Source organism: Sphingomonas sp. M1A8_2b (assembly GCF_053345535.1).
This window is the reverse complement of the sequence record NZ_JBKFAH010000002.1, coordinates 250596-274744: the sequence shown is the minus strand read 5'-3', so window position 1 is coordinate 274744 and position 24149 is coordinate 250596. Positions and strand designations below refer to the sequence as shown.

Below are 24149 nucleotides of genomic sequence, written 5' to 3'. Positions count from 1 at the left end.
CATGCGCCCGATAGGTCGACATCGTATCACTATAGCACAGATACGATCTCGGTGGCGGGTGGATGCCCGAGAAACGCCGCGGGGCTCGCGCTAGCACCGTAAGCGCCGGCCATGAAGATCGCGATCAGGTCGCCGACATGGACCGGTGGGAGCGCGACCTTGTCGCCGAGCCGGTCGAGCGGGGTGCAGAGCGGGCCGACGACCGAAACGGTTGCGGCCGGAGCGTCGCCCATGCGCGCGGCGACCGCGAGCGGATAGTTGCGGCGCACGACCGTGCCGAAATTGCCGCTGGCGGCGAGTTGGTGGTTGAGCCCGCCATCGACCACAACGAAGGTCTCGCCCTGGCTTTGCTTGATGTCGATGACGCGGGTGAGGTAGACGCCCGCTTCGGCCACGAGCCAGCGGCCGAGTTCGATCGCGAACCGTGTCTCGGCAAGGATCGTGGGGCGGGATGCGAGCGCTTCGGCCAACGCGTTACCGACGCGCTCGACGTCGAGCGCGACATCGCCCGCGAAATAGGGCACGCCGAAACCGCCGCCGAGATTGACGAGCGGCGGCGAGACGCCCGCCTCGTTTGCCAGCCGCGCGGCGAGTTCGATGGTCGCTGCCTGCGTCTCGATGATCGCGCCCGGATCGAGCGCCTGGCTGCCGGCGTAGATATGAAAGCCGCGCCAGTCCGCGCCGGCAGCGACGATCGCTTTCACGAGCGCCGCGGCGCGCACCGCATCCACCCCGAACGGCGACGCCCGTCCACCCATCCGCATGCCCGATCCGCGGAGCTCGATATCGGGGTTCACGCGCACCGCCATGCGCGGCGTGCGCCCGAGCCGGTCGCCGATCGCGAACGCACGCGCCGCCTCGCCTTCGGACTCGACGTTTAGCGTGGCGCCCGCGGTAATTGCCGCGACGAGTTCGTCGTCACGCTTGCCGGGCCCGGCGAAGCTGATCGAGGCGGCTGACTTGACCGCAAGCGCTTTCATCAGTTCCCCCGACGAGGCAACGTCGAGCCCGTCGACCGGCGGCGCAATAGCGGTCAGCAGGTCGGCATGCGGATTGGCCTTGATCGCATAGTGCAGATCGATCGCCGGCATCGCCGCGCGGAACCGTGCGATCCGGGCGGCGACGATCGCCATGTCGTAGACGAACAGCGGTGTTTCCCCTGCGTGCGCGACCCAATCGACCGCCGTTCGGCCTGCGATGATCAACGCGTCTGTCTGCGCGGCAAACTCCGGAGGAAGAGCACCCATTGGTTTCATGACTCCCTCCCTTCCTTGTTTCCTCGCGAAGGCGGGGACCCAGTCTGGGCACCCGCCTTCGCGGATGAACAATCTCGTACCTCCAACGCGATGGCAGACCTGTCCAATTTCCCATTGGCGTTGCGCGGTAATTCGTCCCGCCAGAGATACCTCCCCGGCTGCATGAAGCTCGGCAACGCCGTCCGCAACCGCGCCCGCAGTGCCGCTTCCTCGTCCGCGTCCCCGGCCAGCATAACCACGATCGCCTGCCCCAACCGCTCGTCCGGCACACCGACAGCGACCGCTTCGCGCGCCTCGCCGCCAGCCAGCACCGCCTCCTCGACCTCAAGCGGACTGATCCGGTTCCCTGCGCTCTTGATCATCTCATCGTTGCGCCCGACGAACCGCAACAATCCGTCCTCGCCCTCGACCACGGTATCCCCCGACCACACCGCGACGCCGCCCCCGTCCGGCGCGGGCCGAAACCGCTGCGCCGTCCGCTCCGCATCCTGCCAATAGCCTTGCGCGACGAGCGGCCCGGCGTGCACCAGTTCCCCCGCTTCACCCGGCGCGGCGCGCGTCCCGTCAGGCTTCACCACAGAAACTTGCGCAAACGGGATCGCCCGCCCCATCGCATCGGGATGCGTATCGATCAGCGCCGGGTCAAGATATGTCGACCGGAATGCTTCGGTCAGGCCGTACATCGCGTACACGTCGGCCGACGGAAAGCATTCGCGCAAGCCCCGCACCAACCGCGGCGTCAACGCTCCGCCGGAATTGGTCAGCCGCTTCAACCGTGCCGCGGTGTCCGCGGGCCACTCCGCTTCGACCAACTGCACCCACAAGGGCGGCACCCCCGCCAGCGTCGTCGCCCCGACGCGCTCGACCGCCTTCACCACGTCGCGCGCGACCAGATAATCGAGCGGCGCCACCGACGCGCCCGCCGCCCAGGTCGAGAACAGCTGGTTCTGGCCATAGTCGAACGACAGCGGCAGCACCCCGAGCACGCGGTCGTGCGGCTCCAGCTTCAGGTAATGCGCGACCGAGATCGCCCCCAGCCACAGGTTCGCGTGGCTCAGCATCACCCCTTTCGGCCGCCCGGTGGAGCCGGACGTGTAGAGGATCGCTGCGAGACTATCGGGATCGGCGTCGGACGGTCCGATACTGCCTTGCTCGCGGTTCCCCGGCGAAGGCCGGGGAGCCAAGGGAAGATCGACTTCGTCCACGATTGCACACCCATCCGGAACGTCACCATAGTTCAACGTCCCAGCGCGCGCGCGCTGAGTCACCAGCAACCGCGCCCCGCTATCATCCAGAATATGCGCGACCTGCGCCCGTCTCAGCAACGGATTGACCGGCACATGCACCAGCCCCGCCCGCGCCGCCGCCAGCGGCATCACGCAAGCAACGCGGGTCTTCGGCAGCCACGTCGCCACCCGGTCACCCGCCGACAGCCCCCGACCGGCAAACCACCCCGCCAGCGCCCCTACCCCGGCCTCAAGCTCGGCAAACGTCATCGCGCCGGCCTTGTCGACCAGCGCAACGGCGTCGGGCGCGCCGCGCAACGCGACATGGTCGATAGGGTATGGCGTCGGGTCGAGGGCGATCATCCGCCCCTAATAGCGCCAAGCGATTGCCGAATTCACCCCCACACGCTAGCGGGGCGCGGTTCGTAACGGTTCAGGCGATGCTCGTGATCTTCGAAGGCACTTCCCAAGTCGAAACGACGGTACGCGCCGTCCTCGCCGATATCCTCGGCCTGAGCGCCGACCGCGTCGCCGCGTTCACCGACGACACGCCCTTGTTCGGCGCGCTGCCCGAACTCGATTCGATGGCGGTAGCAAGCGTGCTGACCGAACTCGAGGACCGGCTCGGCATCCTGATCGAGGACGACGAGATCGACGGCGAGATGCTCGAGACGTTCGGTGCTCTCGTCCAGTTTGCCGCGACCAAGGCACTGGTCTAGCCATAACGCGCGGTCTAGCTTCGGCCGGGATGACCGGCCTCTGCTTCGACACCTATGACTGGAGCGGCGGCCGCGAAGCGATGCTGCGGTTCGGTCCCGATACGGGCCCGATCGTCATTGCCGCGCTCCCGCTGTTCGAGGAGGCGAACCGCACGCGCCAGTTCCTGGTTACCATTCTGCGTGCTCTAGCCGCTCACGGCATCGGCAGCGTGCTCCCCGATTTTCCCGGCACCGGCGAAAGCATCGTCGTCACCAGCGACGCGCGGCTCCGCGACCAGCGCAAGGCCTATGTCGATCTCGCTCAACACCTTGGCCCGAACACCTACGGCATTTCGATAAGAAGCGGCGCGCTCTTCGATACCGACGCAGCCCTCGCCGGCCGGTGGCAGCTGTCCCCGCAAGCCGGTGAAGACCTGTTGCGGGAGCTGGACCGCACGCGAGCGACTACCCGGTCCGCTCCCACCAACGAAACCGAATATGCGGGCAACACGCTGTCCCGCAACATGCTGACCGATCTCCGCGAGGCCACGCCTTACCCTGGTGGGGGCGCCCGACGGATCGTCAGGCTCGAATCCGATCCGCGTGAGGCGGACGTGAAATACCCTGCTTCACCCCTGTGGCGGCGGTCGGAGCCCGACAACGATATCGCGTTGGCGCATACACTTGCGGAAGATATCTCGCAGTGGATCGCATCATGCGAAAGCTGATCGCCTTCCCCTGCGAAGGCGAAATGCTTGTCGCCACGCTCGACGAAGCCACCGGCACGACCGGCCTGCTGATAGTCTCAGGCGGCAACGAGATCCGCAGCGGCGCGCACCGCGGCATGGCGATGCTCGCCCGCCGTCTGGCCGCCACCGGCATTCCGGTATTCCGCTACGACCGGCGCGGCGTCGGCGACTCGACCGGTGACAATCGCGGCTTCCTCAGCGCAGAGCCCGACCTGATCGCCGCCGCCGCAGCGTTCCGATCCGCCGCTCCGCATGTCACGCGCCTGGTCGGGTTCGGCAATTGCGATGCCGCCACCACGCTGGCGCTGTTCGGCCGATCGGCGGCCATCGACCGGATCGTCCTGGCCAACCCCTGGGTCGTCGAACCGATCGACGGCCTCCCCCCCGCCGCCGCCATCCGGGCCCGCTACGGAGCGGCGCTCCGCGACCCCGTGACGTGGCGAAGAGCCCTGCTCGGCAGTGTCGATATTCGTAAGCTAATCAGAGGCCTGAAGCGCATTTCTGCCAGCCAGTCTGAGGCGCTTACAAGCCGTGTCCTGTCCGCGCTGGCGAGCTGGCACACCAACGCCGCGGTCATTCTGGCCCGCGGCGATGCGACCGCGATAGCCTTCGCCTCAGCCGCCGGCGCCGCCGTCCCGTCAGAGACGATCGACACCGACTCGCACAGCTTCACCGGCGCGGCGGGCGCCGCGCTGGAAATGGCAATCCGGCGTTCCCTCGACTAACCTCCCGATTTACTCGGCGGCTTCGGCAAGCTCGGCGAACTCGGCAGCCGCGAGGAAGCGCTCGGCATCCAGCGCCGCCATGCAGCCCGTGCCCGCCGCGGTCACCGCCTGCCGATAGACTTTGTCCGCTACGTCGCCGCACGCGAACACGCCCTCGACATTTGTACGCGTCGAGCCGGTCTCGACCGCGATATAGCCGTCCGAATCGAGTTCGAGATGCCCGCGGAACAACTCGGTCGCCGGGTGATGGCCGATCGCCACGAACCCGCCATCGACCGCGAGCCGCGAGCGCTCGCCGGTCACCGTGTCCTCGAGTTCGAGCGCGACCAACCCCGCAGTGCCGCCGCCATCGACGAACTCACGAACCTCCTTGTTCCAGAGCACCGTCACGCCCTTGTGCGCGAACAGTCGCTCCTGAAGGATCTTCTCCGCGCGCAGCGAATCGCGGCGGTGGATCAGCGTCACGTCGGGCGAATGGTTGGTGAGGTACAGCGCCTCCTCGACCGCGGTGTTGCCGCCGCCAATGACGGCGACCTTCTTGCCGCGGTAGAAGAACCCATCGCAGGTCGCACAGGCGCTGACGCCCTTGCCCTTCATCGGCTCCTCGCTGTCGATCCCGAGCCATTTCGCCTGCGCGCCGGTGGCGATCACTAGCGTGTCGCCCTCGTACACGTCGCCGCTGTCGCCGATCAGGCGAAACGGGCGGCTGGTCAGGTCGACCTGCGTGATCGTGTCCCACATCATCCGCGTACCGACATGCTCCGCCTGCGCCTGCATCTGCTCCATCAGCCATGGGCCCTGGATGACGTCCTTGAAGCCGGGGTAATTCTCGACATCGGTCGTCGTCGTGAGCTGGCCGCCGGGCTGGATGCCCTGCACGACGATCGGCGCCATCCCGGCACGCGCGCCATAGATCGCGGCAGAGAGCCCGGCGGGGCCCGAGCCGAGGATAAGCATGCGGGTCGTGTGCGTCGTCATCGTGGTTCCTTGGAGATTCGTATCGTATCTAGGCGATGACCGCCCGGATTTGAACCGCCGGTAAATCTGTCCCGCCTGCATCGAAAGCTTCGCCGCTTCGTTCGAGTATAAAAGCGGAGACAATCATGAGCGAAGACCGGACCGTCGAGATCGAGGATTACACCGCGCCCGCGGGTGGCTGGGGCTCGATGAAGTCGCTGGTCGAGATTTCCGCGCGTGAGAAGGTCGGTCCGGAGGTGATCCGCGAGCTCGCGCGGCAGAACAAGCCGGACGGCTTTGCATGCGTCAGTTGCGCCTGGGGTAAGCCGGCGAACCCGCATGTCGCGGAATTCTGCGAGAATGGTGCGAAGGCGACCGCATGGGAACTGACCTCGTTCCGCGTCACGCCGGCGTTTTTCGAGCAGCATACGGTGAGCGAACTGATCGGCTGGAAGGATTACGACCTGGAACAGGCCGGGCGCCTGACGCATCCGCTGAAATACGATCCGACCACCGACAAATACACCGCGTGCAGCTGGGACGAGGCGTTCGCGGGCATCGGCGCCAAGCTGAAGACCTATGATCCGACCAAGGTCATCTTCTACGCGTCGGGCCGTGCGAGCCTCGAAACGTCGTACATGTATAGCCTGCTCGCGCGGATGTATGGCAGCCAGAACCTGCCCGACAGCTCGAACATGTGCCACGAGACGACGTCAGTCGGGCTCAAGTCGGCGATCGGCTCCGCGGTCGGCACGATCCATCTCTCGGATTACGAGAAGTGCGACGCGATCTTCTATTTCGGGCAGAACCCCGGCGTGAACAGCCCGCGATTCCTGCATCCGCTGCGCGACTGTGCGAAGCGCGGCGTCGAGATCGTCGTGTTCAATCCGCTCAAGGAACGCGGGCTGGAGAAATTCCAGGATCCGCAAAACCCGATCGAGATGGTGACGGGCAAGTCGACGCCGATCGCCTCGCAATATCACCAGCTCAAGACCGGCGGCGACGTCGGCGCGATCATGGGGATGTGCAAATACCTGATCGAGGCCGACGACACCGCCAAGCGCATCAACGGCCTGCCCGTCCTCGACCACGCGTTTCTCGCCGAGCACACGACCGGATTCGAGGCGTTTGCAGAGGTCGCGCGCGCGACCGAATGGGCGACGATCGAGCATGAAAGCGGCCTGCCCCGCACCGAGATCGAGGCGGCGGCGAAGGTCTATTCCAAGTCGAAGGCAGTGATAGCGGTGTACGGCATGGGGCTGACGCAGCATGTCGGCGGGATCGACAACGTCCACATGGTCGTCAATCTGATGCTGCTCCGCGGCAATATCGGCAAGCCCGGCGCCGGCATGGGCCCGGTTCGCGGTCATTCCAACGTCCAGGGCCAGCGCACTGTCGGCATCACCGAAAAGCCCGAACTCGCCCCGCTCGACAAGCTGGCCGAGCAATACGGCTTCGAGCCGCCGCGCGCGAAGGGCTGGGATACGGTCGAAGCCTGCGAGGCGGTCCTCGACGGCAGCGCGCAGGCGTTCGTCGGGCTTGGCGGCAATTTCGTCCGCGCGATCCCGGATCATGCGCGGATGGAGCCGAAGTGGCGCGCGCTCGACCTGACGGTGCATATAGCCACCAAGCTCAACCGCTCGCACTTGCTGCCCGGCGAGACGTCGTATCTGCTCCCCTGCCTTGGCCGGATCGAGACCGACATGCAGGGCACCGGGCCACAGAGCGTGTCGATCGAGGATTCGTTCAGCCAGATCTACGGCTCGAAGGGTAAGGCGACGCCTGCCGCGGAGACGTTGCTGTCCGAGCCGGCGATCGTCGCGGGGATCGCGAAGGCGACGCTCGCGCCCAATCCGAAGCTCGATTGGGATGCGTGGGTGCGGGATTACGCGCGCGTTCGCGATGCGATCGAGGTGACGTATCCGGAGCTGTTCAAGGACTTCAACAAGCAGATGTTCACGCCCGGCGGGTTCTGGAAGGGCGTTCCCGCCGCGCATCGCGAGTGGAAGACCGAGAGCGGCAAGGCCGAAATCAACATCCCGCAATCACTCAACGTGACCGGGTTCGAAGAGGCCGACGGCCGTTTCCGCCTGATGACGCTGCGGTCGAACGATCAGTTCAACACGACCGTCTACGGCTATCACGACCGTTTCCGCGGCGTAAAGGGCACGCGCGATATCGTATTCATGAACCGCAGCGACATGGCCCGGATGGGCATCGCCGACGGCGACGAGGTCGATCTGGTCGGCGATGCCGGTGGCAATTCGGACCGTCGCCTGAACAAGCTGCGCGTGGTCGAATATTCGATCCCCGAGGGTTGTCTGGGTGCGTATTACCCGGAGTGCAATCTGCTCATGCCGGTTGCTCACCATGCTCGCGAAAGCCATGTGCCCGCCGCGAAATCGGTGCCGGTGCGGATGGAGAGGACGCGCTGACCGAGGCGCATGTTCTGGGTGTCGTCCTGGCGGGCGGGCGATCGTCGCGGTTCGGGTCGGACAAGGCGCGCGCGATGTTCGACGGCCGTGCGCTCGCCGAACATGCGCGCGAACTGCTGTTGCATCACGTCGAGCAGGCGGTGATCGTCGGACCGGACGGCGCGATTCCCGACCTGCCCTGCCCCGGCCTTGGTCCGCTGGGCGGTATCGCCGGCGCGCTCCAGTACGCCGGGGGGCTTGGGTTCACGTCGATCCTGACGATCGCCTGCGACATGCCGCGGCTGCCGCGCGGGCTGCTTGACGCACTGTTGCGGCGCGCGCCGGCCTATTGCCCCGAAGCGCCCGTCCTCGGCCACTGGGAAACCGCGTCGACCGCCACGCTGATCGCGCATATCGCGGCATCGCCGCGGCGGTCTGTACGCGGCTGGGCCGAGGCGATCGGCGCGCTGCCGATCCCGGCTGGCGGACCGATCGTCAACGTCAACACCCCGGAAGACCTCGCCCTCCTATGATTTCGCGCACATTGCCGATCAAGATCCTCCGCCCCGATTCGATCACCGCGGGAGAACGCGCGATCGCGATCGAGGTACCCGTCGCGATCGAGATCGATGGGCTCGGCTATGCGGTGATGATGATGACCCCGGCCGATCTGGCCGAGTTCACCACCGGCTTCCTGATGACCGAGCGGCTTGCCGACAGCGCCGAAGACGTCCGCGACATCGATGTCTTCGAAGCGGAGGCGGGCTGGATCGTCCGCGTCGGGCTGTCCGAGCGCTGCAAGGGCCGAATCCACGACCGCGTCCGCCACCGCACCAGCGACACAAGCTGCGGGCTGTGCGGAATCTCCGGGCTCGAACAACTGCGCAAACCGGTACTGGGAACGCCGCCAAAGCCCGCCACGCCCGTCTCTGCACTGTTTGCTGCCTTGGCAGGGTTACGCGCGCATCAGCCGCTCAACGCCGCGACGGGCGCGATTCACGCGGCAGCGGCATGCGATCGTGAGGGCCGGATCATCGCCGCCTATGAGGACGTCGGACGCCACAACGCGCTCGACAAGCTTGTCGGCGGCATTGCGATCGCCGGCACGCAAATCGACGGCTTCATCGTCGTCACCTCGCGGATCAGTTTCGAGATGGTCGACAAGGCGCTGATCGCCGGCACGCCGATGCTGGTGGGCATCTCCGCCCCGACCAGCCTGGCGATCGATCATGCGCGCGCACACGGCCTGACATTGCTCGCGCTAGCCCGCAGCGACGCGATCCTGGTGGTCAACGATCCGTGGAACGTCTTCGCCTAGCCGCAACCGGTGCGGCCAGGCCAAGACGGCTTACTTTGCGGCGAGGACCGCATCGGTCTTCGACGCCGCCAGATAGCCACCGACGACGAACACCAGCCCGCCGATGATGTTGCCGAGGCTGACGATCGCGAGATTGCGGATCATCCCAAAGATATCGATCGACGAATGCGGGACGAGCAGGCCGAGCGTCAGTGCGGTCATGTTGGCGACCGAATGCTCGAACCCGGCGGCGACGAACGCGAGCAGGATCCAGGCCATGCCGATGCACTTGGCGGCGTCGCCCGTCATCCGCGCGGCGGTCCAGATCGCGAGGCAGACGAGCCAGTTGCAGAGGATCGCGCGCGCCAGCAACGCAGTCGCGTCGACCGACACCTTATGCTGGACGTAGGCGTGGAACATCGTGTCGGCGTTCGCATAGATCGCGCCGCCGCCGCCCGCCGCAAAGATGAACGACAGGATGATCCCGCCGACCAGGTTGCCGATCCAGACAACCACGATCAGCTTCAGCGCATCGGCGATGCTGACCGTCCGCTTCGCCAGACCGAAGCCGAGATACATGACGTACCCGGTGAACAGTTCGGCACCAGCGAACACCGTCAGGATCAGCCCGAGCCCGAAGGTCGCGCCCATCACCAGCGGCCGGACGCCGGGCTCGAGCCCCGAGCCCGTGCTGAGCGCCAAGATCATCGCGATGCCGATATACGTGCCCGCAAGGATCGCGCCCGCGAAGAACCCCGCGGGAGAGCGCCGCAACGCCTCCGCCTTGGTGGCTGCGAGGGTCGCGTAGGTGTCGATCGTCGACGAATATCCGGTGCTCATGCGTGGACTTTGCTCTGCTGGCCGACGATCCCGGCACGCACCACGCCGCGATCCGACCCCAGGTCGGCGGCGGCGGGACGGACGGTCACCGGGATGGATTTATAGGAGGGGGTGAAGCTCTGCGGATCATGGTCCTCAAGCGCGATCAGCGGCTGCGTCTCGGGATAATAGGACGCCACGCAGCCATCGGGCAGCGCATAGCGGACCAGCATCAACTTCTGCACGACCCGGTCGGGGCGCGCGAACTGAAGCGCGGTGGCGATGTCAACGACGTCGCCTTCCTTGTGCCCGAGCCGCGCTATGTCGCGCTCGTTCATGAACAGGATGTCGCGCCGCCCGAACACGCCACGATAGCGGTCGTCGAGGCTGTAGACGGTGGTGTTGTACTGATCGTGCGCGCGCAGCGTCGTCAGCCGCAGCACGGTCGGATCGCCCGCGCCCTCGTCCTCCTCGACGCCCTTGGTGACGAGGAAGTTCGCCTTGCCGCTGTCCGTCTTCCACTCGCGCATCGCCGCGGAGTTCGGCAGATGGAAGCCGCCCGGCTTGCGGATGCGCGCGTTGTAGTCGGCAAACGCCGGGAACACCGCCTCGATCTTGTCGCGGATCAGGCTGTAGTCGCCGACATACGCGTCCCAGTCGATCTCGACCGGCGCGCGGCCCTTGGCGGCGAAGGTCGCCTTGGCGATCTCGCCGACGATCCAGATCTCCGACTTCACGTTCTCGCCCGGCGGCATCAGGAAGCCGCGCGAGGCGTGGACCATCGACATCGAATCCTCGACCGTCACCGATTGCTGGCCAGTCGCCTGCATGTCGAGTTCGGTCCGCCCCAGGCACGGCAGCACATAGGTCGCCTTCGCCATCAGCAACTGCGTGCGGTTGAGCTTGGTGGTGATGTGGACCGCGAGATCGAGGTTGCGGAACCCTTCCGCGCACGCCTGCGGGTCGGACGAGGCGATCGCGAGATTGCCGCCGAGACAGACGATCGCCTTGGCCTTGCCGTCGCGCATCGCGGCGATGCTCTCGACCACCGAATGGCCGTGGTCGCGCGGCGGCTCGAACCCGAACACGTCGCGCATCGCGTCGAGCAGCACCGGCATCGGCCGCTCGGTGATGCCGACGGTGCGGTCGCCCTGGACGTTGCTGTGGCCGCGCAGCGGACAGATGCCCGCACCCGGCTTGCCCATGTTGCCGCGCAGGAGGAGCAGATTGGCGATCTGCTGGACGTTGGTCGTGCCGGTGCGGTGCTGCGTGACGCCCATGCCGTAGCAGCAGATCGTCGACTTCGACTTCGAGTATGCCAGCGCGACTTCTTCGAGATCGGTGCGCGAGAGCCCGCTGGAGCGTTCGATGTCCGCCCATTCGGTGGTCGCGAGATCGGCGATATAGTCGTCGAGCCCGGCGGTATGCTCGGCGATGAACGCATGATCGAGCGCGGGTTCGCCGCCGGACGTCTTTGCCGCGTCGTCGAGCGCGACCAGCGCCTTGGCGATGCCCTTCAGTGCAGCCGCATCGCCGCCGACCTTCACCTGATAATAGCTGCTGGCGATCGGGGTCGCCGACATCGTCGCCATCTCGACCACCGACTGCGGCGATTCGAAGCGTTCGAGCGAGCGTTCCTTGAGCGGGTTGAAGACGATGATCTTGCCGCCGCGCTTCGAGACTTCGCGCAGGGTCGCCATCATCCGCGGATGGTTGGTGCCGGGGTTGTGGCCGATCGAGAGGATCAGGTCGGCGTGGTCGAAATCCTCGAGGCTGACCGTGCCCTTGCCGATCCCGATCGACTTCGGCAGCCCGACCGAGGTGGCCTCGTGGCACATGTTCGAACAGTCGGGGAAATTGTTGGTGCCGTACAGCCGGACGAACAGCTGGAACAGGAACGCCGCCTCGTTCGAGCAGCGACCCGAGGTGTAGAACTCCGCCTGGTTGGGATCGGGCACGGCGGCGAGGCCTGCGCCGATCTCGCGCATCGCCTCGTCCCAGCTCACGACCTCATAATGATCGGTGGCGGCATTGTAGCGGAGCGGCTCGGTAACGCGGCCCTGATCCTCGATCCAGTGATCGCTCTGCTGCCAGATGTCGGAGACGCTGTGCTTGGCGAAGAAGTCGGCACCGATCGTCTTGGCGGTCGATTCCCAGGCGACGGCCTTGGCGCCGTTCTCGCAGAATTCGAACGAGGAGGTATGCTTCGGGTCGGGCCATGCGCAGCTCGGGCAATCGAAGCCGTCGGGCTGGTTCGACTTGAGCAGCGTCTGGCCGCCGCGCACGACGATCTGCTGCGCCTTGAGCGAGACGGCGACCGCTTTCAGCGCACCCCAGCCGCCGGCGGGGCCGGTGTAATCGGCGATCCCCTCGGGACGTTTCTCACGCATACTCGTCTCTCCCGTACCGCCAAACGCTCGCGCACGCCGAAAACGCGACACAGAGGCTGACCATTAACGTACGGCAATAGAACCGCATTTTACGATTGCGAAAACGAGTTTCCCGCACTTGGTGATCGCTTGCGTCGGTCTGCGGGTAATGGGCCAGCGCCGCCGTGCGCTAAGTCCAAAATGGTAGCGAAGGAGGGACTTGAACCCCCGACCCCAGGATTATGATTCCCGTGCTCTAACCAACTGAGCTACTTCGCCGTACCGTCCGTCAGGGAAGCGTTCTTCCCTGCGAGGCGCGGCCTATAGGAAGCGGTTTCGGGGCGGTCAAGCGAACATGTGCCGGGAAATCGCTTCCCATGGTCCGCCGCGATACCACCACGCGCCCAGACCGGCGATTTCGACATCCTTCGGGGTGAAATCGCGCTGGAGATTGACGAGCAGGAGCTTGGCCACCGGCGGGCTGACCTTGTTCTGGATCGTGACATGCGGACGCCAGCCGCCGGCGTCCTGCGGCGTCAGCATGCCGGTGAACGCGTCGGCGAGACGCCCACGGATACCGACGAGGTCCGGGGACTCGATCCGGTACGCCACGCCACGACCGAGCGACATCAGGCCACCGATCCGCGCCTGCGGGGCCCGGATACCACGGGTTTCCTGGTTGAGGCGGTGCTTGAGTTCGTCGAGGCCTGAAGGCGGCAGATGGTGGAACAGCGTCAGATGCGCATCGAGCTGGTTGCGCTCGGGCGGGAAATGCTCGCGTCGCATCGAGTCGAAGAACGTGGTGTCCTGGCGACCGAACAGGGCGGTGACGATGATCGGGGCGACTTCGGTCGGAGCCGTCATAGGAGAGGCACCCCCCCGGCGAAGGCCGGGGTCCAATTGGGAAACGTCAATGACGAAGGCCGCGCTCCGTTACGGCAACCTCTCCAATTGGGCCCCGGCCTCCGCCGGGGGGGAGCAAACGTCCGGAGGATAGGCGCACCGAGCGCGTTCGGCATATGGACCAAATGAGCCATCAAATCTCGACCTGGCTGCCAAGCTCGACGACGCGATTCGTCGGCAACCGGAAGAACTCCATCGCGCTTTCGGCGTTGCGCAGCATCCACGCGAACAGCTTTTCGCGCCAGATCATCATCCCGGGCTTGTCCGACGCGAGCAGCGTCTGGCGCGACAGGAAGAAGCTGGTGTCCATCATCTTGAAATCCGCGCCGCAATTATGGACCTGGCGCAGCGCCGCGGGCACGTCGGCGTCCTCCATGAAGCCGTAGCGCAGGATCAGCCGGTGGAAGCCGTCGCCTAGCTCCTCGCGCACCGCACGGTCGTTGGCGGGCCAGTAAGGCTGGCCGACGATCTTGACCGTCAGCAGGATGACGCGCTCGTGCAGCACCTTGTTGTGCTTCAAATTGTGGAGCAGCGCGTGCGGCACGCCGTCCGCGGTCGAGGTCATGAACACTGCGGTGCCCGGTACGCGCGACGCCGAGCTGGCCGCCGAGCCGATGAACACCTGGATCGGCATCGCCGCCTCGTGCATGCGATCGATCATCAGCTGCCGCCCCTTCGACCAGGTCGTCAGGATCGTGAAGATGATGAAGCCGACCAGCAGCGGGAACCAGCCGCCCGCCGGCACCTTGGTGAGGTTCGCCGCGAAATAGGCGCCATCGACGGTGAAGAAGATCGCCAGCAATGGGATTGCCGCGATCTTCGGCCAGTTCCAGAGGCGGAACAGGACGACGCCGAGCAGGCAGGTGTCGATGAACATCGCACCGGTCACCGCGATGCCGTACGCGCTCGTCAGGTTCGACGAGGTGCGGAAGAACAGCACGAGCAGGATCACCATCGTCATCAGCGCCCCGTTGACGAGCGGGATGTAGATCTGGCCGGCGGTCGAGGCGCTGGTGTGCTCGATGCGAAGGCGGGGGATGAAGCCGAGCTGGATCGCCTGCTGCGTCACCGAGAACGCGCCGGAAATGACCGCCTGCGACGCGATCACCGCGGCCATCGTCGCGAGGATGACGAGCGGAAGCTGGAGGCTTTCGGGCGCGAGATTGTAGAACGGGCTGACCAGCGCCTCCCGCCCGTCGCGGAACAGCAGCGCGCCCTGCCCCATATAGTTGAGGATCAGCGCGGGGAGTACGAAGAACAGCCAGGACAGGCCGATCGGCTTGCGGCCGAAATGCCCCATGTCCGCGTACAGCGCCTCGGCGCCGGTGACCGCGAGCACGACCGAGCCGAGTGCGAGGAAGGCGCGCTCGGGGTCGATCAGGAAAAACTCGACCGCATAGTGCGGCGACAGCGCCCAGAGCACGCCGGGGGTCTGGACGATGCTGAGGATGCCGAGCACCGCGATGACGCTGAAATACACCAGCATGATCGGCCCGAACACGAGGCCGATGCGCGCCGTGCCGCTTTTCTGGACCCAGAACAGCGCGATCAGGATCGCGATCACGATCGGCAGCACGAGGCCTGCGAACGCGGGCGCGGCCACGGCGAGGCCTTCGACTGCGGACAGCACCGACACCGCCGGCGTGATCATGCTGTCACCGTAGAACAACGCAGTCGCGAACACCCCGAGCAGGATGATCCCGCGGCTCCAGCGCTTTGTCCTGGTCTTGCCAGAGACCAGCGCGAGCAGCGCAAGGCTGCCGCCCTCGCCCTTGTTGTCGGCGCGCATGATGATGATGACGTACTTGACCGTCACGACGATCATCATCGACCAGAACATCAGGCTGATGACGCCCATGATGTGCGCCGCGTCGAGCGCGAGCTTGTGATGGCCGGCGAAGGTCTCGCGGAAGGCGTAGAGCGGGCTGGTGCCGATATCGCCGAAGACGATGCCGATCGCCCCGAAGGCGAGCTTCAGCATGCCGTCGGAATGGTGATGTCCCGTCTCTAGATCGAGATTGGCGGGTGGCACGGTCGAGGCCGCGGCGGTCTGGTCGACGCTCACTGGACGGTGAATCGGCCCGGAAGTGCAGCAATATTCATCGAATTTCCGATTTCACCCTGTGCCCCAAGCGCGCGCATTTAGCATGAGGGGTAGAGGGCGGCAACGGCGGGGCGGTTAGCGTGGATTAACCGGGTCAGAATGGACGCGTCCGTCGCGCGCAAAACGCTTCGACCATTTCCGTTCTCCTGCGGACGCAGGAGCCCAGGGTGACGGGCGCTGACGTTCTTGATCCTGGACTCCTGCGTTCGCAGGAAAACGCTAACGAGTGACGACTTCGCGGATGACGAAATGCGACGCCAGCCGCGTCACCCCCGGCAATTGCGACAGCGTCTCGCGGTGAATGCGTTCGAACGTCTCGCCGTCACGGATTTCGACATGGAGCATGTAATCCGCCTCGCCGCTCATCAGGAAGCATTGCACCACCTGCGGGCAATCGACGATCTCCGCCTCGAATGCCGCCATCGTCTCCTTGCGCTGGTCGCGGAGCGTGACGTTGACCAGAACGATGCTCGGATCGCCGCGAGCCGCGCGCGACAATACCGCGCGGTAGCCGGTGATCGCGCCGCTCTCCCGCAGTTGCGCGACACGCCGATGCGCGGCGCTCGCCGACAGGCCGACCGCGTCGCCGAGCTCTGCGCTGGTCAGGTCGGAATTGGCGGCGAGCAGGTCGAGTATCCTGCGTTCGATCGTGGCGCTCAAGATTCTCTCGTTTTGACGGCGGTGGATGCACGCATCTTGCAAATGCGCTACCGTATTGAAACGAGTTTGCGAACCCTTCCCGTCCAAGGCGCGCTACTATCGCGCAAACGATAATGGAGTGGAATCAATGCGCGTCGGTGTCCCCAAGGAAATCAAGAACCACGAATATCGCGTCGGCCTGACCCCGCCATCGGTCGCCGAACTGGTCGCCGCCGGGCACGAGGTCGTGGTCGAGACGCAGGCCGGTTCGGGCATCGATTTCGAGGACCAGGACTATGTCGATGCGGGCGCGACGATCCTGCCGACCGCGGCCGCGGTGTTTGCTGGCGCCGACATGATCGTGAAGGTCAAGGAGCCGCAGACGGGCGAGATCGCGATGCTCGAACCGCGCCACCTGCTGTTCACCTACCTCCACCTCGCCGCCGACAAGCCGCAGGCCGAGGGGCTGATGAAGTCCGGCGCGACCTGCATCGCGTACGAGACCGTCACCGATAATCGCCGCGGGCTGCCGCTGCTCAAGCCGATGTCCGAGGTCGCAGGCCGCATGTCGGTGCAGGTCGGTGCGCACTATCTCGAGAAGGAGCAGGGCGGACGCGGTGTCCTGCTCGGTGGTGTCCCCGGTGTCGCGCCCGCCAAGGTCGCGATCCTCGGTGGCGGCGTGTCAGGCGTCAACGCCGCGCAGATGGCGGTCGGCATGCGCGCCGACGTGACGATCTACGACATCTCGAACGATCGTCTCGCCGAACTGGACATGTTCTTCTCTAGCCAGATCAAGACGGCGTATGCGTCGAAGGCCGCGATCGCGGCGGCGGTGAAGAACGCGCATCTGGTGATCGGTGCGGTGCTGGTGCCGGGCGCCGCTGCGCCGAAGCTCGTCACACGCGAGATGCTGAAGACGATGAAGCGCGGCTCGGTGCTGGTCGACATCGCGATCGACCAGGGCGGATGCTTCGAGACGTCGCACGCGACGACTCATGAGGATCCGGTGTTCGAGGTCGACGGCGTGATCCATTACTGCGTCGCCAACATGCCGGGCGCAGTCGCGCGGACCTCGGCGTTCGCGCTGAACAATGCGACGTTGCCGTTCGCGTTGAAGCTGGCGAACCTGGGCGCCGAAGCGGCGATGAAGGCCGACCCCCACCTCGCCAACGGGCTGAACGTCTACAAGGGCAAGATCGCGTACAAGGCGGTCGCGGATGATCTAGGTTTACCTTACGAAGCTTGGGTCAGCTGATCGGGAACGGATGCGGAACATGGGTGTTGGAGAGAGGAAAGGAATTTCCAATGTCCGACACCCCGAACCCCAAATCCGAACCGTTCTCGAACGCCGAGAAGGACCCGGACGACTGGACCACCGGCGATGAGAAGATGACCGGTGCGCAGGCGAGCTACCTCAAGACGCTGTCCGAGGAAGCACACGAGGAATTCGACGAGACGCTGACCAAGGCGGATGCGTCGAAGAAGATCGACGAATTGCAGTCGAAGACTGGGCGGGGGCAGTAAGCCCGCCTGCACAATAGTCTTACGGCCCGTCATCCTTACGAAACTCAGGATTCAGAGCCCATTGCGGCACCGCTGATGGCTCTGGATTCTGGGTGGAGCCCAAGATTACGGACATATTATTGCCCCGGCGTTTCAATATCCTGCGCGGCCAGCAATCGGTCTAGTAATGCCAGTCGCGCAGCGATCTCGCCGCGGTATGATATGCCGGCTGGCGTCAGCGCTAGTGCCTTCGCCCAATATGGCCGAGCCGTCGCAAATTCCCCTGCCCTTACATACGCCAGGCCGAGAAAGAACGGCGGCGCGGGATGTCTAGGCGCCAGACGCATCGCCTGCTGGAATGCAAACAACGCAGGCGGGGAAACCTGGTTCGCATCATGTGCAGTGAGCGCATTGGCGAGCCCAGTCCACAAGACCAAGCTCTTCGGCGCGACCCGGATTCCACCCAGCAACACTTGCACCGCCGCGCGACGATCGCCGATCCGCGTCATCGCATCCGCGGCCACCAGATACGCTGCCGCGCCGGTGTAGCGCTCCAGCATCTGATCGCGCAGCTCCAGCATCGCGCCATCGTCGGGCGTCGGCGCAAGCCCGGTCGATACACTATGGCCGGCAAGCCCTGGCTGCCCCTGCCACGCATACCCCGCCGCGCCGAGCATCAGTGCCGCCGCGACCATCGTCCAAAGAACCCGGTTCACCTTCAACACCGCGAGCAACGCGAACGCCCCCGCACCGATCACGCCGAGCCAGACCCAGCCCATCAGCGCGTCCTCCGCCGAAAGCTCGACCGCGCGATCCAAGCGCCGACGCCAAGCAGCAGGATCGGTGTAAGCCACAACGGCCAAGTCAGGCCCGACAGCGGCGGATCGTAGGTCACGTAATCGCCGTAGCGCGCAATCAGCCAAGCACGGATCGACGCCGGCTTCTCGCCGCGCTCGATCCGCTCACGGACCAGCGCGCGCATGTCGGCGGCCATGTCGGCATCGCTGTCGGCGATCGACTGGCCCTGACAGACGAGGCAGCGCAGCGTTTCCATGAGCGCGCGCGCGGAGGCTTCCTTGGCAGGATCCGCGAGCTGGACGTTGGCATAGTGAGCGGGCGGCGTGACGGGCTGCGCGGCGGCCGGAGAAATGCAGAGCCACAGTGCCGCCAGCACCTCCCCTCCCGCTCGCGGGAGGGGTCGGGGGAGGGCATGACTCAAACGTGCGCTCGGCGTGGGAGAGGAAGCCCCTCCCCTAACCCCTCCCGCAAGCGGAAGGGGGACTTGGTTGCGCCTGTTCACCGCGCGTCCTTCATGGCTTGCATGATCTCGGCGACATTGTCCGGCCGGATATCGCCGATGATCTGCTTCACGACGATCCCGCGGCCGTCGATCACGAACGTCTCCGGCACACCCGACGAGCCGAGCGCCAATTGCACCTGACTGGCCCGATCACTGCCGATCCGCTCGTAGGGATCGCCGTTACGCCGCAGGAACCCGGCGATCGCGGGCGCAGTGTCGCGGATCGCGATCGCGTCGATCGGGACCCCCATCGCCTTCAGGCGCATCAACTGCGGCGCCTCGGCGATGCACGGAATGCACCAGCTCGCGAACACGTTGAGCAAACGCGGTTTGCCCTGGCGGAACGACGCACTGGTCAAGCCCGGCTTGCCGGGGATCATTGGCGACAGCGCGAAATCAGGCAGCGGCTTGCCAACCATCGCCGACCGAACCACCTTCTCCGCCGGCCGGAACAGTCCGCTCGCGACAACCGCGAACAGCAGCGCGAAAATCGCCAGCGGCGCCCAGAGTGCTAATCGCTTCATGCCCAATACGCCCGCATCGCGCTACGTCGCTCGCGTCGCACGCGGCCGAGCAGCGACAATGCGCCGCCCAGCGCGATCAGCACGCCGCCGAACCAGATCAGCGTCACGAAAGGCTTCCACCACAGGCGCAGCTGCCACCGTCCTTGGCCGTCCGGCTGGCCGAGCACAGTATAGAGCTGCCCGTCGAGTACCGTCAGGATCGCCGACTCGTTGGTGCTGGTCGGCGGGTTGGCGAAAAACCGGAGCTGCGGGCGCAGGATGCTCGCGCTGCTACCGCGGGCTGCGGTCAGTCGCGCTTCGAGTGCCGACCAATTCTCCCCGATCACCGGCGAGATGCCGTCGAGCGTCACGGTATAAGGACCGACGCGCGCCGGTTCGCCCGCGCGCACCGCGACCAGCGTTTCCTTCGTGAACGCGCTGTCCGACGCCATCCCGGCAAGGCTGACCGCGATGCCTAGATGCGCGATGACCATGCCGTAGGTGAAAAGCGGCGTGCGCCTGAGGTTGCGCTTCCACAGCGGCGCGACGCTGGCGACAGCGAGACCGGCGGCGAGCGACAGCCCGGCCCAGGGGAGCCAACCCGGCCACAGGAACAGCAGCGCGATCGCCACCACCAGCGTCGCGCCGATCGGCAGCATGACTCGCCCGAGCACTGCCTTCGCGTCGTCACGCCGCCAGCGCAGCAGCGGCCCCACCGCCATAACCGCGACCAGCAGCAGCGCGATCGGTCCCGCCGCCTTGTTGAAAAACGGCGGGCCGACCGACAGCTGCACGCCGAAGCTCGCCGCGACGATCGGATAGAGCGTGCCGATCAGGACGATACCGAGGATCACCGACAACAGCAGGTTGTTCGCGACCAGCCCGCCCTCGCGGCTAACCGGATCGAAGGTCGTGCCCGCGCGCACAGTGCCGATGCGAGCGGCGAACAATGCGAGCGCGCCGCCGATGTAGATCGCGAGAAGTGCCAGGATGAACGCGCCCCGCTCTGGGTCCACCGCGAAGGCATGGACACTGGTCAGGATGCCCGAGCGGACCAGGAACGTGCCGATCATCGACATCGAGAAGGCGACCACCGCCAGCATGATCGTCCAGGCACGCAGGCCGTCTCGCGTCGCCAGCACCGTCACCGAATGAAGCAGCGCGGTCGCGGCGAGCCACGGCATCAGCGAGGCATTCTCGACCGGATCCCAGAACCACCAGCCGCCCCAGCCGAGCTCGTAATAGGCCCAGTACGATCCCGCGGTGATGCCGAGCGTGAGGAAGATCCACGCGATCAGCACCCAGGGCCGCATCGCCTTGGCGAACGCGGGGCCGACGTCCCGCGTGACGAGCGCGCCGACCGCGAACGAGAATGCGACCGAAAGGCCGACATAGCCGATGTAGAGCGTCGGCGGATGGAAAGCCAAGCCCGGGTCCTGCAACAGAGGATTGAGCCCGAGGCCATCGGGCGCTGCGGGGTTGAGCCGCGCGAACGGGTTCGAGGAGAACAGCAGGAACGCGTAGAAGCCGAGCGCGATCGTCGCCTGTGCGCCGAGAGTCGCGGTCAGCGTGCGTTCGGGCAGCGAGCGCTCGAAGATCGCGACCGCCCCGCCCGCCAGCCCGAGGATCGTCACCCAGAGCAGCATCGAGCCTTCGTGATTGCCCCAGGCACCCGCGAATTTGTAGAGCCAGGGCTTGGCGGAATGGCTGTTCTCGACGACCAGCTTCACCGACATGTCGGACTCGAGGAACAGCTCGATCAGCAGCGCCATCGCCAGCACCGCAAGCAGCCCTTGGACGATCGCCACGGGGCGCACAGCCGCCGCGACGTCGTCACGACCGCGCGCGATGCCGATCGCCGCCATCGCCAACTGCAACGCCGCAAGCGCACCCGCGAGCCAGAGCGCGGCAAGACCTGCTTCGGCGATCACTGTTTCGCGTCAGGTTCGAGGGACTTGGATTCGTGCATCTTGCCGGCCATCTCCGGCGGCATGTACTTTTCGTCGTGCTTGGCGAGCAGGTTCGACGCGACGAAGCTGCCGTTGGGCTGGAACTGCCCTTCGGCGACGACGCCCGATTTCTCGCGGAAGAGGTCCGGGACGATGCCTGCGAAGACGACCGGCGTGGTCGCTTGGCCGTCGGTGACCACGAAATGCACGGTGATGCCGTCGGCAGCACGCTTGACCGATCCCGCTTCGACCATGCCGCCGAGCCGGACCGCGCGACCGAGCGGCAGGCCGTCGCGGCGTACGTCGGACGGCGCGTAGAAGAAGGCGGCCTGATCCTTCAGCGCCGACAGCGCCAGCAGCCCCGCGACGACGACTGCGCCGAGCGCCAGCAGCGCGAGTGTAAGGCGTTGATGCTTCGCCTTCATCGTTCGACGTCGCTCACGACAGGCTTCTCGGCCCTGCGCATCGCGCGGTAACTCAGCAGCGCGAGGAGCGCCCCGCCACCCAGCGTCACGGCATACGCGGCGGTCACGAACGGCCAGGGGTTCATGCGCGCGCCATCCGCCGCATACGGGCTTCGGATTTCGCCACAGCAAGCATCGTCCGCATTCGCATCAGGACGATCCCCGCGAACACGAAGGTGAACCCGGCGAGCATGATCGGCAGCGGCCACAGGATCGAACCGGCGATGGTCGACTTGGTGAGGCCGATGCTCGGCCCCTGGTGCAGCGTGTTCCACCATACCACCGAATAGCGGATGATCGGCAGCAGTACCGATCCGGCGATCCCGTACAGCGCCGGCACGCGCCCGTCGCCGCCACGATCCGCATCGGCCCTCGCGAGCGCCATGTAACCGAGATAGACGAAGAACAGCAGCAGCATCGAGGTCAGCCGGCCGTCCCATTGCCACCAGGTCCCCCAGGTCGGGCGGCCCCAGATCGAGCCGGTCATCAGGCACAGCGCCGCGAACACCGCGCCCGGCAACGCGATCGCGCGTGCGGCGACGCTGGCGAGCGGGTGGCGCCAGACGAGGACCATGAGGCTGGAGATCGCGATCCCGCTCCACCCGCCCATCCCGAGCCAAGCGGCGGGGACGTGGATGTAGAGGATGCGGACGGTCTCGCCCTGGAGGTAATCGGGCGGGGTCTGGGTCAGGCCCGCCCAGCAGCCCAGCACGATCAGCGCGACACCGGCCCAGAAAAGCGCGGGCGTCAACGGCTTGGCGATCTTCAGGAAGCGCGCGGGGTTTGCGAAGGCGTGTAGGGTGGCCACTGGGGACAGCCTTATTGCCTTAATTCACTGACGTCACGCGAGAGTTAAGCCCTCTCCCCTTGGGGAGAGGGAGGGACCCGCCGCGCTTGCGGTGGGAGGGTGAGGGGGAGTGAGGCTCAGGCGTTCACCCCAACCACCCCTCATCCGGCGCTATGCGCCACCTTCTCCCCAGTGGGGAGAAGGATTTCAGCGGCCGATCAGGCGCTTTGCGATCGAATCGGCAACATCCGATGCCGGCTCACCCGAACGATCGCTCTCGTTCCACACTTCGATCAGGCGCTCGGGGATGCGCGCGATCCGCGCCTTGACCTCGGCCTCGTCGCCCTGGCCGAGATATTCGAGACCGACGTTGATGATCCCGCCCGCATTGATCACGTAGTCCGGCGCATACAGGATGCCGCGCGCATGCAGCCTCGCGCCGTCCTCGCGCACGCTCAACTGGTTGTTCGCGCCACCGGCGACGACCTTCGCCTTCAAGGACGCGATCGACATTTCGGTCAGGATCGCACCCAGGGCGTTCGGGCTGAAGATATCCGCCTCGGTCGTCAGGATCGCCTCGGCCGCCACTGCGGTCGCGCCGAGTTCACCGGCGAGCTTCTGCGCACGGCCTTCGTCGACATCGGCCAGCGTCAGCACCGCGCCGTCCTTCGCCAGCAGTCGGGCGAGACCGCCGCCGACTGAACCGACACCCTGGATCGCGACGCGGACGCCTTTCATGTCGGTCGCGCCGAGGCCACGCTGCGCCGCCGCCTTCACGCCGAGATAGATGCCGAGCGCGGTGTATGGCCCGGGATCGCCGCCAGCGGCGCCGCTCGCGACCGGCAAGCCGGAGACATAGCGCGTCTGCGTGGAGATCACCTTCATCCGCTCTTCGGACATGCCGACGTCTTCCGCCGTCACATAGCGCCCGCCGAGCGAATCGACCGCGCGACCGAACGCCTCGAGCTGCGCCGTCGTGATGACATCGCCGGGCTTGGCCGCGAGGACCACGCCCTTGCCGCCGCCGAGCTCCAGGCCGGCCATCGCGTTCTTGAAGCTCATGCCGCGCGACAGGCGCAACGCGTCGGTCACCGCGCGCCCGGTATCGGCGTAATGCCAGAACCGCGTGCCACCAGCCGCCGGCCCTAGCTTGGTGGAGTGCAGCGCGATGACCGCGCGCAGGCCCGATTCGGGATCGGTGAAGGCGTGTACGCCCTCGTGGTCGTCGAAATCGGGAAGGTCCCAAACCGCTGTCATCGCCGGCTCCTGAGGAGAATAAAATTACCGGGAGGCGAAATATTATTTTCTGGGCCGTTTGGCCAGCCCAAAGCGACCGCTTTGCCGGGGCCTGTCGAAAATAACGAAATAATGGGGCGACCGACGGGACTTGAACCCGCAACATCCGGCATCACAAGCCGACGCTCTAACCAATTGAACTACGATCGCCGCGAAGGCGTCGCCCCTAGCGGGGGTCGCTGCCCTGCGTC

General features: G+C 66.0%; 24 protein-coding genes and 2 tRNA genes. 8 read left to right on the top strand and 18 right to left on the bottom strand.

Annotation, left to right across the window (positions count from 1 at the left end; all coding sequences use genetic code 11):
• Positions 1–29 precede the first annotated feature (29 nt).
• Together ACLBWL_RS09615 and ACLBWL_RS09610 are read right to left on the bottom strand one after the other, a co-directional pair.
• Positions 30–1256, bottom strand: a complete 1227-nt coding sequence (locus ACLBWL_RS09615) for a pyridoxal-dependent decarboxylase, exosortase A system-associated (RefSeq protein WP_447792480.1) — start codon at positions 1254–1256, stop codon at positions 30–32.
• Positions 1253–2845, bottom strand: a complete 1593-nt coding sequence (locus ACLBWL_RS09610) for an acyl-CoA ligase (AMP-forming), exosortase A system-associated (protein WP_447792478.1) — start codon at positions 2843–2845, stop codon at positions 1253–1255. The genes ACLBWL_RS09615 and ACLBWL_RS09610 overlap by 4 nt, the downstream gene beginning before the upstream one ends.
• A 77-nt stretch (positions 2846–2922) precedes the next feature.
• Between ACLBWL_RS09610 and ACLBWL_RS09605 the strand changes: the two genes are divergently transcribed.
• From ACLBWL_RS09605 to ACLBWL_RS09595, 3 genes are read left to right on the top strand one after another with little or no spacing between them, the layout of a single operon-like run.
• Positions 2923–3201 (top strand): acyl carrier protein, encoded by a 279-nt coding sequence (locus ACLBWL_RS09605; protein WP_447792476.1) that lies wholly within the window; start codon positions 2923–2925, stop codon positions 3199–3201.
• 29 nt (positions 3202–3230) lie between these two features.
• Positions 3231–3908: a hypothetical protein gene (locus tag ACLBWL_RS09600; RefSeq protein WP_447792475.1), complete on the top strand. Its 678-nt coding sequence runs from the start codon at positions 3231–3233 to the stop codon at positions 3906–3908.
• Positions 3896–4654, top strand: a complete 759-nt coding sequence (locus tag ACLBWL_RS09595; RefSeq protein WP_447792473.1) for a hydrolase 1, exosortase A system-associated — start codon at positions 3896–3898, stop codon at positions 4652–4654. Before ACLBWL_RS09600 ends, ACLBWL_RS09595 begins: the two co-directional genes overlap by 13 nt.
• Before the next feature lie 9 nt (positions 4655–4663).
• On the opposite strand, the gene trxB is transcribed toward ACLBWL_RS09595, so the two are convergent.
• On the bottom strand, positions 4664–5632 hold the full coding sequence (trxB, locus tag ACLBWL_RS09590) for a thioredoxin-disulfide reductase (protein ID WP_447792471.1): 969 nt from the start codon (positions 5630–5632) through the stop codon (positions 4664–4666).
• Positions 5633–5757: 125 nt separating this feature from the next.
• On the opposite strand from trxB, the gene ACLBWL_RS09585 reads away from it, so the two are divergent.
• The 3 genes from ACLBWL_RS09585 to fdhD are packed head-to-tail and all read left to right on the top strand — an operon-like array spanning position 5758 to position 9343.
• Positions 5758–8046, top strand: coding sequence for an FdhF/YdeP family oxidoreductase (locus tag ACLBWL_RS09585; RefSeq protein ID WP_447792469.1), 2289 nt, complete (start codon positions 5758–5760; stop codon positions 8044–8046).
• Positions 7953–8558 (top strand): molybdenum cofactor guanylyltransferase, encoded by a 606-nt coding sequence (mobA, locus tag ACLBWL_RS09580; RefSeq protein WP_447792467.1) that lies wholly within the window; start codon positions 7953–7955, stop codon positions 8556–8558. The genes ACLBWL_RS09585 and mobA overlap by 94 nt, the downstream gene beginning before the upstream one ends.
• Positions 8555–9343, top strand: a complete 789-nt coding sequence (fdhD, locus tag ACLBWL_RS09575; protein ID WP_447792465.1) for a formate dehydrogenase accessory sulfurtransferase FdhD — start codon at positions 8555–8557, stop codon at positions 9341–9343. The genes mobA and fdhD overlap by 4 nt, the downstream gene beginning before the upstream one ends.
• 30 nt (positions 9344–9373) lie before the next feature.
• Here the strand turns inward: fdhD and ACLBWL_RS09570 are convergent, their stop codons facing one another.
• The 6 genes from ACLBWL_RS09570 to ACLBWL_RS09545 form a co-directional block, all read right to left on the bottom strand.
• Positions 9374–10162 carry a formate/nitrite transporter family protein gene (locus ACLBWL_RS09570; protein ID WP_447792463.1) on the bottom strand — a complete coding sequence of 263 codons (789 nt, stop codon included), beginning with the start codon at positions 10160–10162 and terminating at the stop codon, positions 9374–9376.
• Entirely contained in the window at positions 10159–12531 is a 2373-nt protein-coding gene (locus ACLBWL_RS09565; protein WP_447792461.1) for an FdhF/YdeP family oxidoreductase, read from the bottom strand. Before ACLBWL_RS09565 ends, ACLBWL_RS09570 begins: the two co-directional genes overlap by 4 nt.
• A 181-nt stretch (positions 12532–12712) precedes the next feature.
• Positions 12713–12789, bottom strand: a tRNA-Met gene (locus tag ACLBWL_RS09560).
• 66 nt (positions 12790–12855) lie between these two features.
• A complete protein-coding gene (locus ACLBWL_RS09555) occupies positions 12856–13374 on the bottom strand; it encodes a 2'-5' RNA ligase family protein (RefSeq protein ID WP_447792459.1) in 519 nt (172 codons plus the stop codon).
• A 172-nt stretch (positions 13375–13546) separates the two neighbouring features.
• A complete protein-coding gene (locus ACLBWL_RS09550) occupies positions 13547–15445 on the bottom strand; it encodes a potassium transporter Kup (RefSeq protein WP_447793460.1) in 1899 nt (632 codons plus the stop codon).
• 291 nt (positions 15446–15736) lie between these two features.
• Positions 15737–16177: an Lrp/AsnC family transcriptional regulator gene (locus ACLBWL_RS09545; RefSeq protein ID WP_254686007.1), complete on the bottom strand. Its 441-nt coding sequence runs from the start codon at positions 16175–16177 to the stop codon at positions 15737–15739.
• Positions 16178–16304: 127 nt separating this feature from the next.
• On the opposite strand from ACLBWL_RS09545, the gene ald reads away from it, so the two are divergent.
• Together ald and ACLBWL_RS09535 are read left to right on the top strand one after the other, a co-directional pair.
• Positions 16305–17411 carry an alanine dehydrogenase gene (ald, locus tag ACLBWL_RS09540; RefSeq protein ID WP_447792456.1) on the top strand — a complete coding sequence of 369 codons (1107 nt, stop codon included), beginning with the start codon at positions 16305–16307 and terminating at the stop codon, positions 17409–17411.
• Between the two features lie 50 nt (positions 17412–17461).
• Positions 17462–17680, top strand: coding sequence for a DUF3072 domain-containing protein (locus ACLBWL_RS09535; RefSeq protein WP_056058060.1), 219 nt, complete (start codon positions 17462–17464; stop codon positions 17678–17680).
• 116 nt (positions 17681–17796) lie between these two features.
• Here the strand turns inward: ACLBWL_RS09535 and ACLBWL_RS09530 are convergent, their stop codons facing one another.
• The 9 genes from ACLBWL_RS09530 to ACLBWL_RS09490 form a co-directional block, all read right to left on the bottom strand.
• Complete coding sequence (locus tag ACLBWL_RS09530) at positions 17797–18477, bottom strand: tetratricopeptide repeat protein (RefSeq protein ID WP_447792454.1); 681 nt, start codon at positions 18475–18477, stop codon at positions 17797–17799.
• Positions 18438–18833, bottom strand: coding sequence for a cytochrome c-type biogenesis protein (locus ACLBWL_RS09525; protein ID WP_447792452.1), 396 nt, complete (start codon positions 18831–18833; stop codon positions 18438–18440). The genes ACLBWL_RS09530 and ACLBWL_RS09525 overlap by 40 nt, the downstream gene beginning before the upstream one ends.
• A gap of 122 nt (positions 18834–18955) precedes the next feature.
• A complete protein-coding gene (locus ACLBWL_RS09520; RefSeq protein WP_447792450.1) occupies positions 18956–19483 on the bottom strand; it encodes a DsbE family thiol:disulfide interchange protein in 528 nt (175 codons plus the stop codon).
• Positions 19480–21393 (bottom strand): heme lyase CcmF/NrfE family subunit, encoded by a 1914-nt coding sequence (locus ACLBWL_RS09515; protein WP_447792448.1) that lies wholly within the window; start codon positions 21391–21393, stop codon positions 19480–19482. Before ACLBWL_RS09515 ends, ACLBWL_RS09520 begins: the two co-directional genes overlap by 4 nt.
• Positions 21390–21836 (bottom strand): cytochrome c maturation protein CcmE, encoded by a 447-nt coding sequence (ccmE, locus tag ACLBWL_RS09510; protein ID WP_447792446.1) that lies wholly within the window; start codon positions 21834–21836, stop codon positions 21390–21392. Before ccmE ends, ACLBWL_RS09515 begins: the two co-directional genes overlap by 4 nt.
• Positions 21833–21961, bottom strand: a complete 129-nt coding sequence (locus tag ACLBWL_RS09505) for a hypothetical protein (protein WP_447792444.1) — start codon at positions 21959–21961, stop codon at positions 21833–21835. Before ACLBWL_RS09505 ends, ccmE begins: the two co-directional genes overlap by 4 nt.
• Positions 21958–22683 (bottom strand): heme ABC transporter permease CcmC, encoded by a 726-nt coding sequence (ccmC, locus tag ACLBWL_RS09500; RefSeq protein WP_447792442.1) that lies wholly within the window; start codon positions 22681–22683, stop codon positions 21958–21960. The genes ACLBWL_RS09505 and ccmC overlap by 4 nt, the downstream gene beginning before the upstream one ends.
• A 186-nt stretch (positions 22684–22869) precedes the next feature.
• On the bottom strand, positions 22870–23919 hold the full coding sequence (locus tag ACLBWL_RS09495; protein ID WP_447792440.1) for a Leu/Phe/Val dehydrogenase: 1050 nt from the start codon (positions 23917–23919) through the stop codon (positions 22870–22872).
• A gap of 112 nt (positions 23920–24031) precedes the next feature.
• A tRNA-His gene (locus tag ACLBWL_RS09490) sits at positions 24032–24108 on the bottom strand.
• Positions 24109–24149: the final 41 nt, after the last annotated feature.

What these genes read in the sequence shown, in the direction of transcription:
- ACLBWL_RS09615 (WP_447792480.1), bottom strand. Translation starts at nt 1,256, where the DNA reads ATGAAACCAATGGGTGCTCTTCCTCCGGAGTTTGCCGCGCAGACAGAC.
- ACLBWL_RS09610 (WP_447792478.1), bottom strand. Translation starts at nt 2,845, where the DNA reads ATGATCGCCCTCGACCCGACGCCATACCCTATCGACCATGTCGCGTTG.
- ACLBWL_RS09605 (WP_447792476.1), top strand. Translation starts at nt 2,923, where the DNA reads ATGCTCGTGATCTTCGAAGGCACTTCCCAAGTCGAAACGACGGTACGC.
- ACLBWL_RS09600 (WP_447792475.1), top strand. Translation starts at nt 3,231, where the DNA reads ATGACCGGCCTCTGCTTCGACACCTATGACTGGAGCGGCGGCCGCGAA.
- ACLBWL_RS09595 (WP_447792473.1), top strand. Translation starts at nt 3,896, where the DNA reads ATGCGAAAGCTGATCGCCTTCCCCTGCGAAGGCGAAATGCTTGTCGCC.
- trxB (WP_447792471.1), bottom strand. Translation starts at nt 5,632, where the DNA reads ATGACGACGCACACGACCCGCATGCTTATCCTCGGCTCGGGCCCCGCC.
- ACLBWL_RS09585 (WP_447792469.1), top strand. Translation starts at nt 5,758, where the DNA reads ATGAGCGAAGACCGGACCGTCGAGATCGAGGATTACACCGCGCCCGCG.
- fdhD (WP_447792465.1), top strand. Translation starts at nt 8,555, where the DNA reads ATGATTTCGCGCACATTGCCGATCAAGATCCTCCGCCCCGATTCGATC.
- ACLBWL_RS09570 (WP_447792463.1), bottom strand. Translation starts at nt 10,162, where the DNA reads ATGAGCACCGGATATTCGTCGACGATCGACACCTACGCGACCCTCGCA.
- ACLBWL_RS09565 (WP_447792461.1), bottom strand. Translation starts at nt 12,531, where the DNA reads ATGCGTGAGAAACGTCCCGAGGGGATCGCCGATTACACCGGCCCCGCC.
- ACLBWL_RS09555 (WP_447792459.1), bottom strand. Translation starts at nt 13,374, where the DNA reads ATGACGGCTCCGACCGAAGTCGCCCCGATCATCGTCACCGCCCTGTTC.
- ald (WP_447792456.1), top strand. Translation starts at nt 16,305, where the DNA reads ATGCGCGTCGGTGTCCCCAAGGAAATCAAGAACCACGAATATCGCGTC.
- ACLBWL_RS09535 (WP_056058060.1), top strand. Translation starts at nt 17,462, where the DNA reads ATGTCCGACACCCCGAACCCCAAATCCGAACCGTTCTCGAACGCCGAG.
- ACLBWL_RS09520 (WP_447792450.1), bottom strand. Translation starts at nt 19,483, where the DNA reads ATGAAGCGATTAGCACTCTGGGCGCCGCTGGCGATTTTCGCGCTGCTG.
- ccmE (WP_447792446.1), bottom strand. Translation starts at nt 21,836, where the DNA reads ATGAAGGCGAAGCATCAACGCCTTACACTCGCGCTGCTGGCGCTCGGC.
- ACLBWL_RS09505 (WP_447792444.1), bottom strand. Translation starts at nt 21,961, where the DNA reads ATGAACCCCTGGCCGTTCGTGACCGCCGCGTATGCCGTGACGCTGGGT.
- ACLBWL_RS09495 (WP_447792440.1), bottom strand. Translation starts at nt 23,919, where the DNA reads ATGACAGCGGTTTGGGACCTTCCCGATTTCGACGACCACGAGGGCGTA.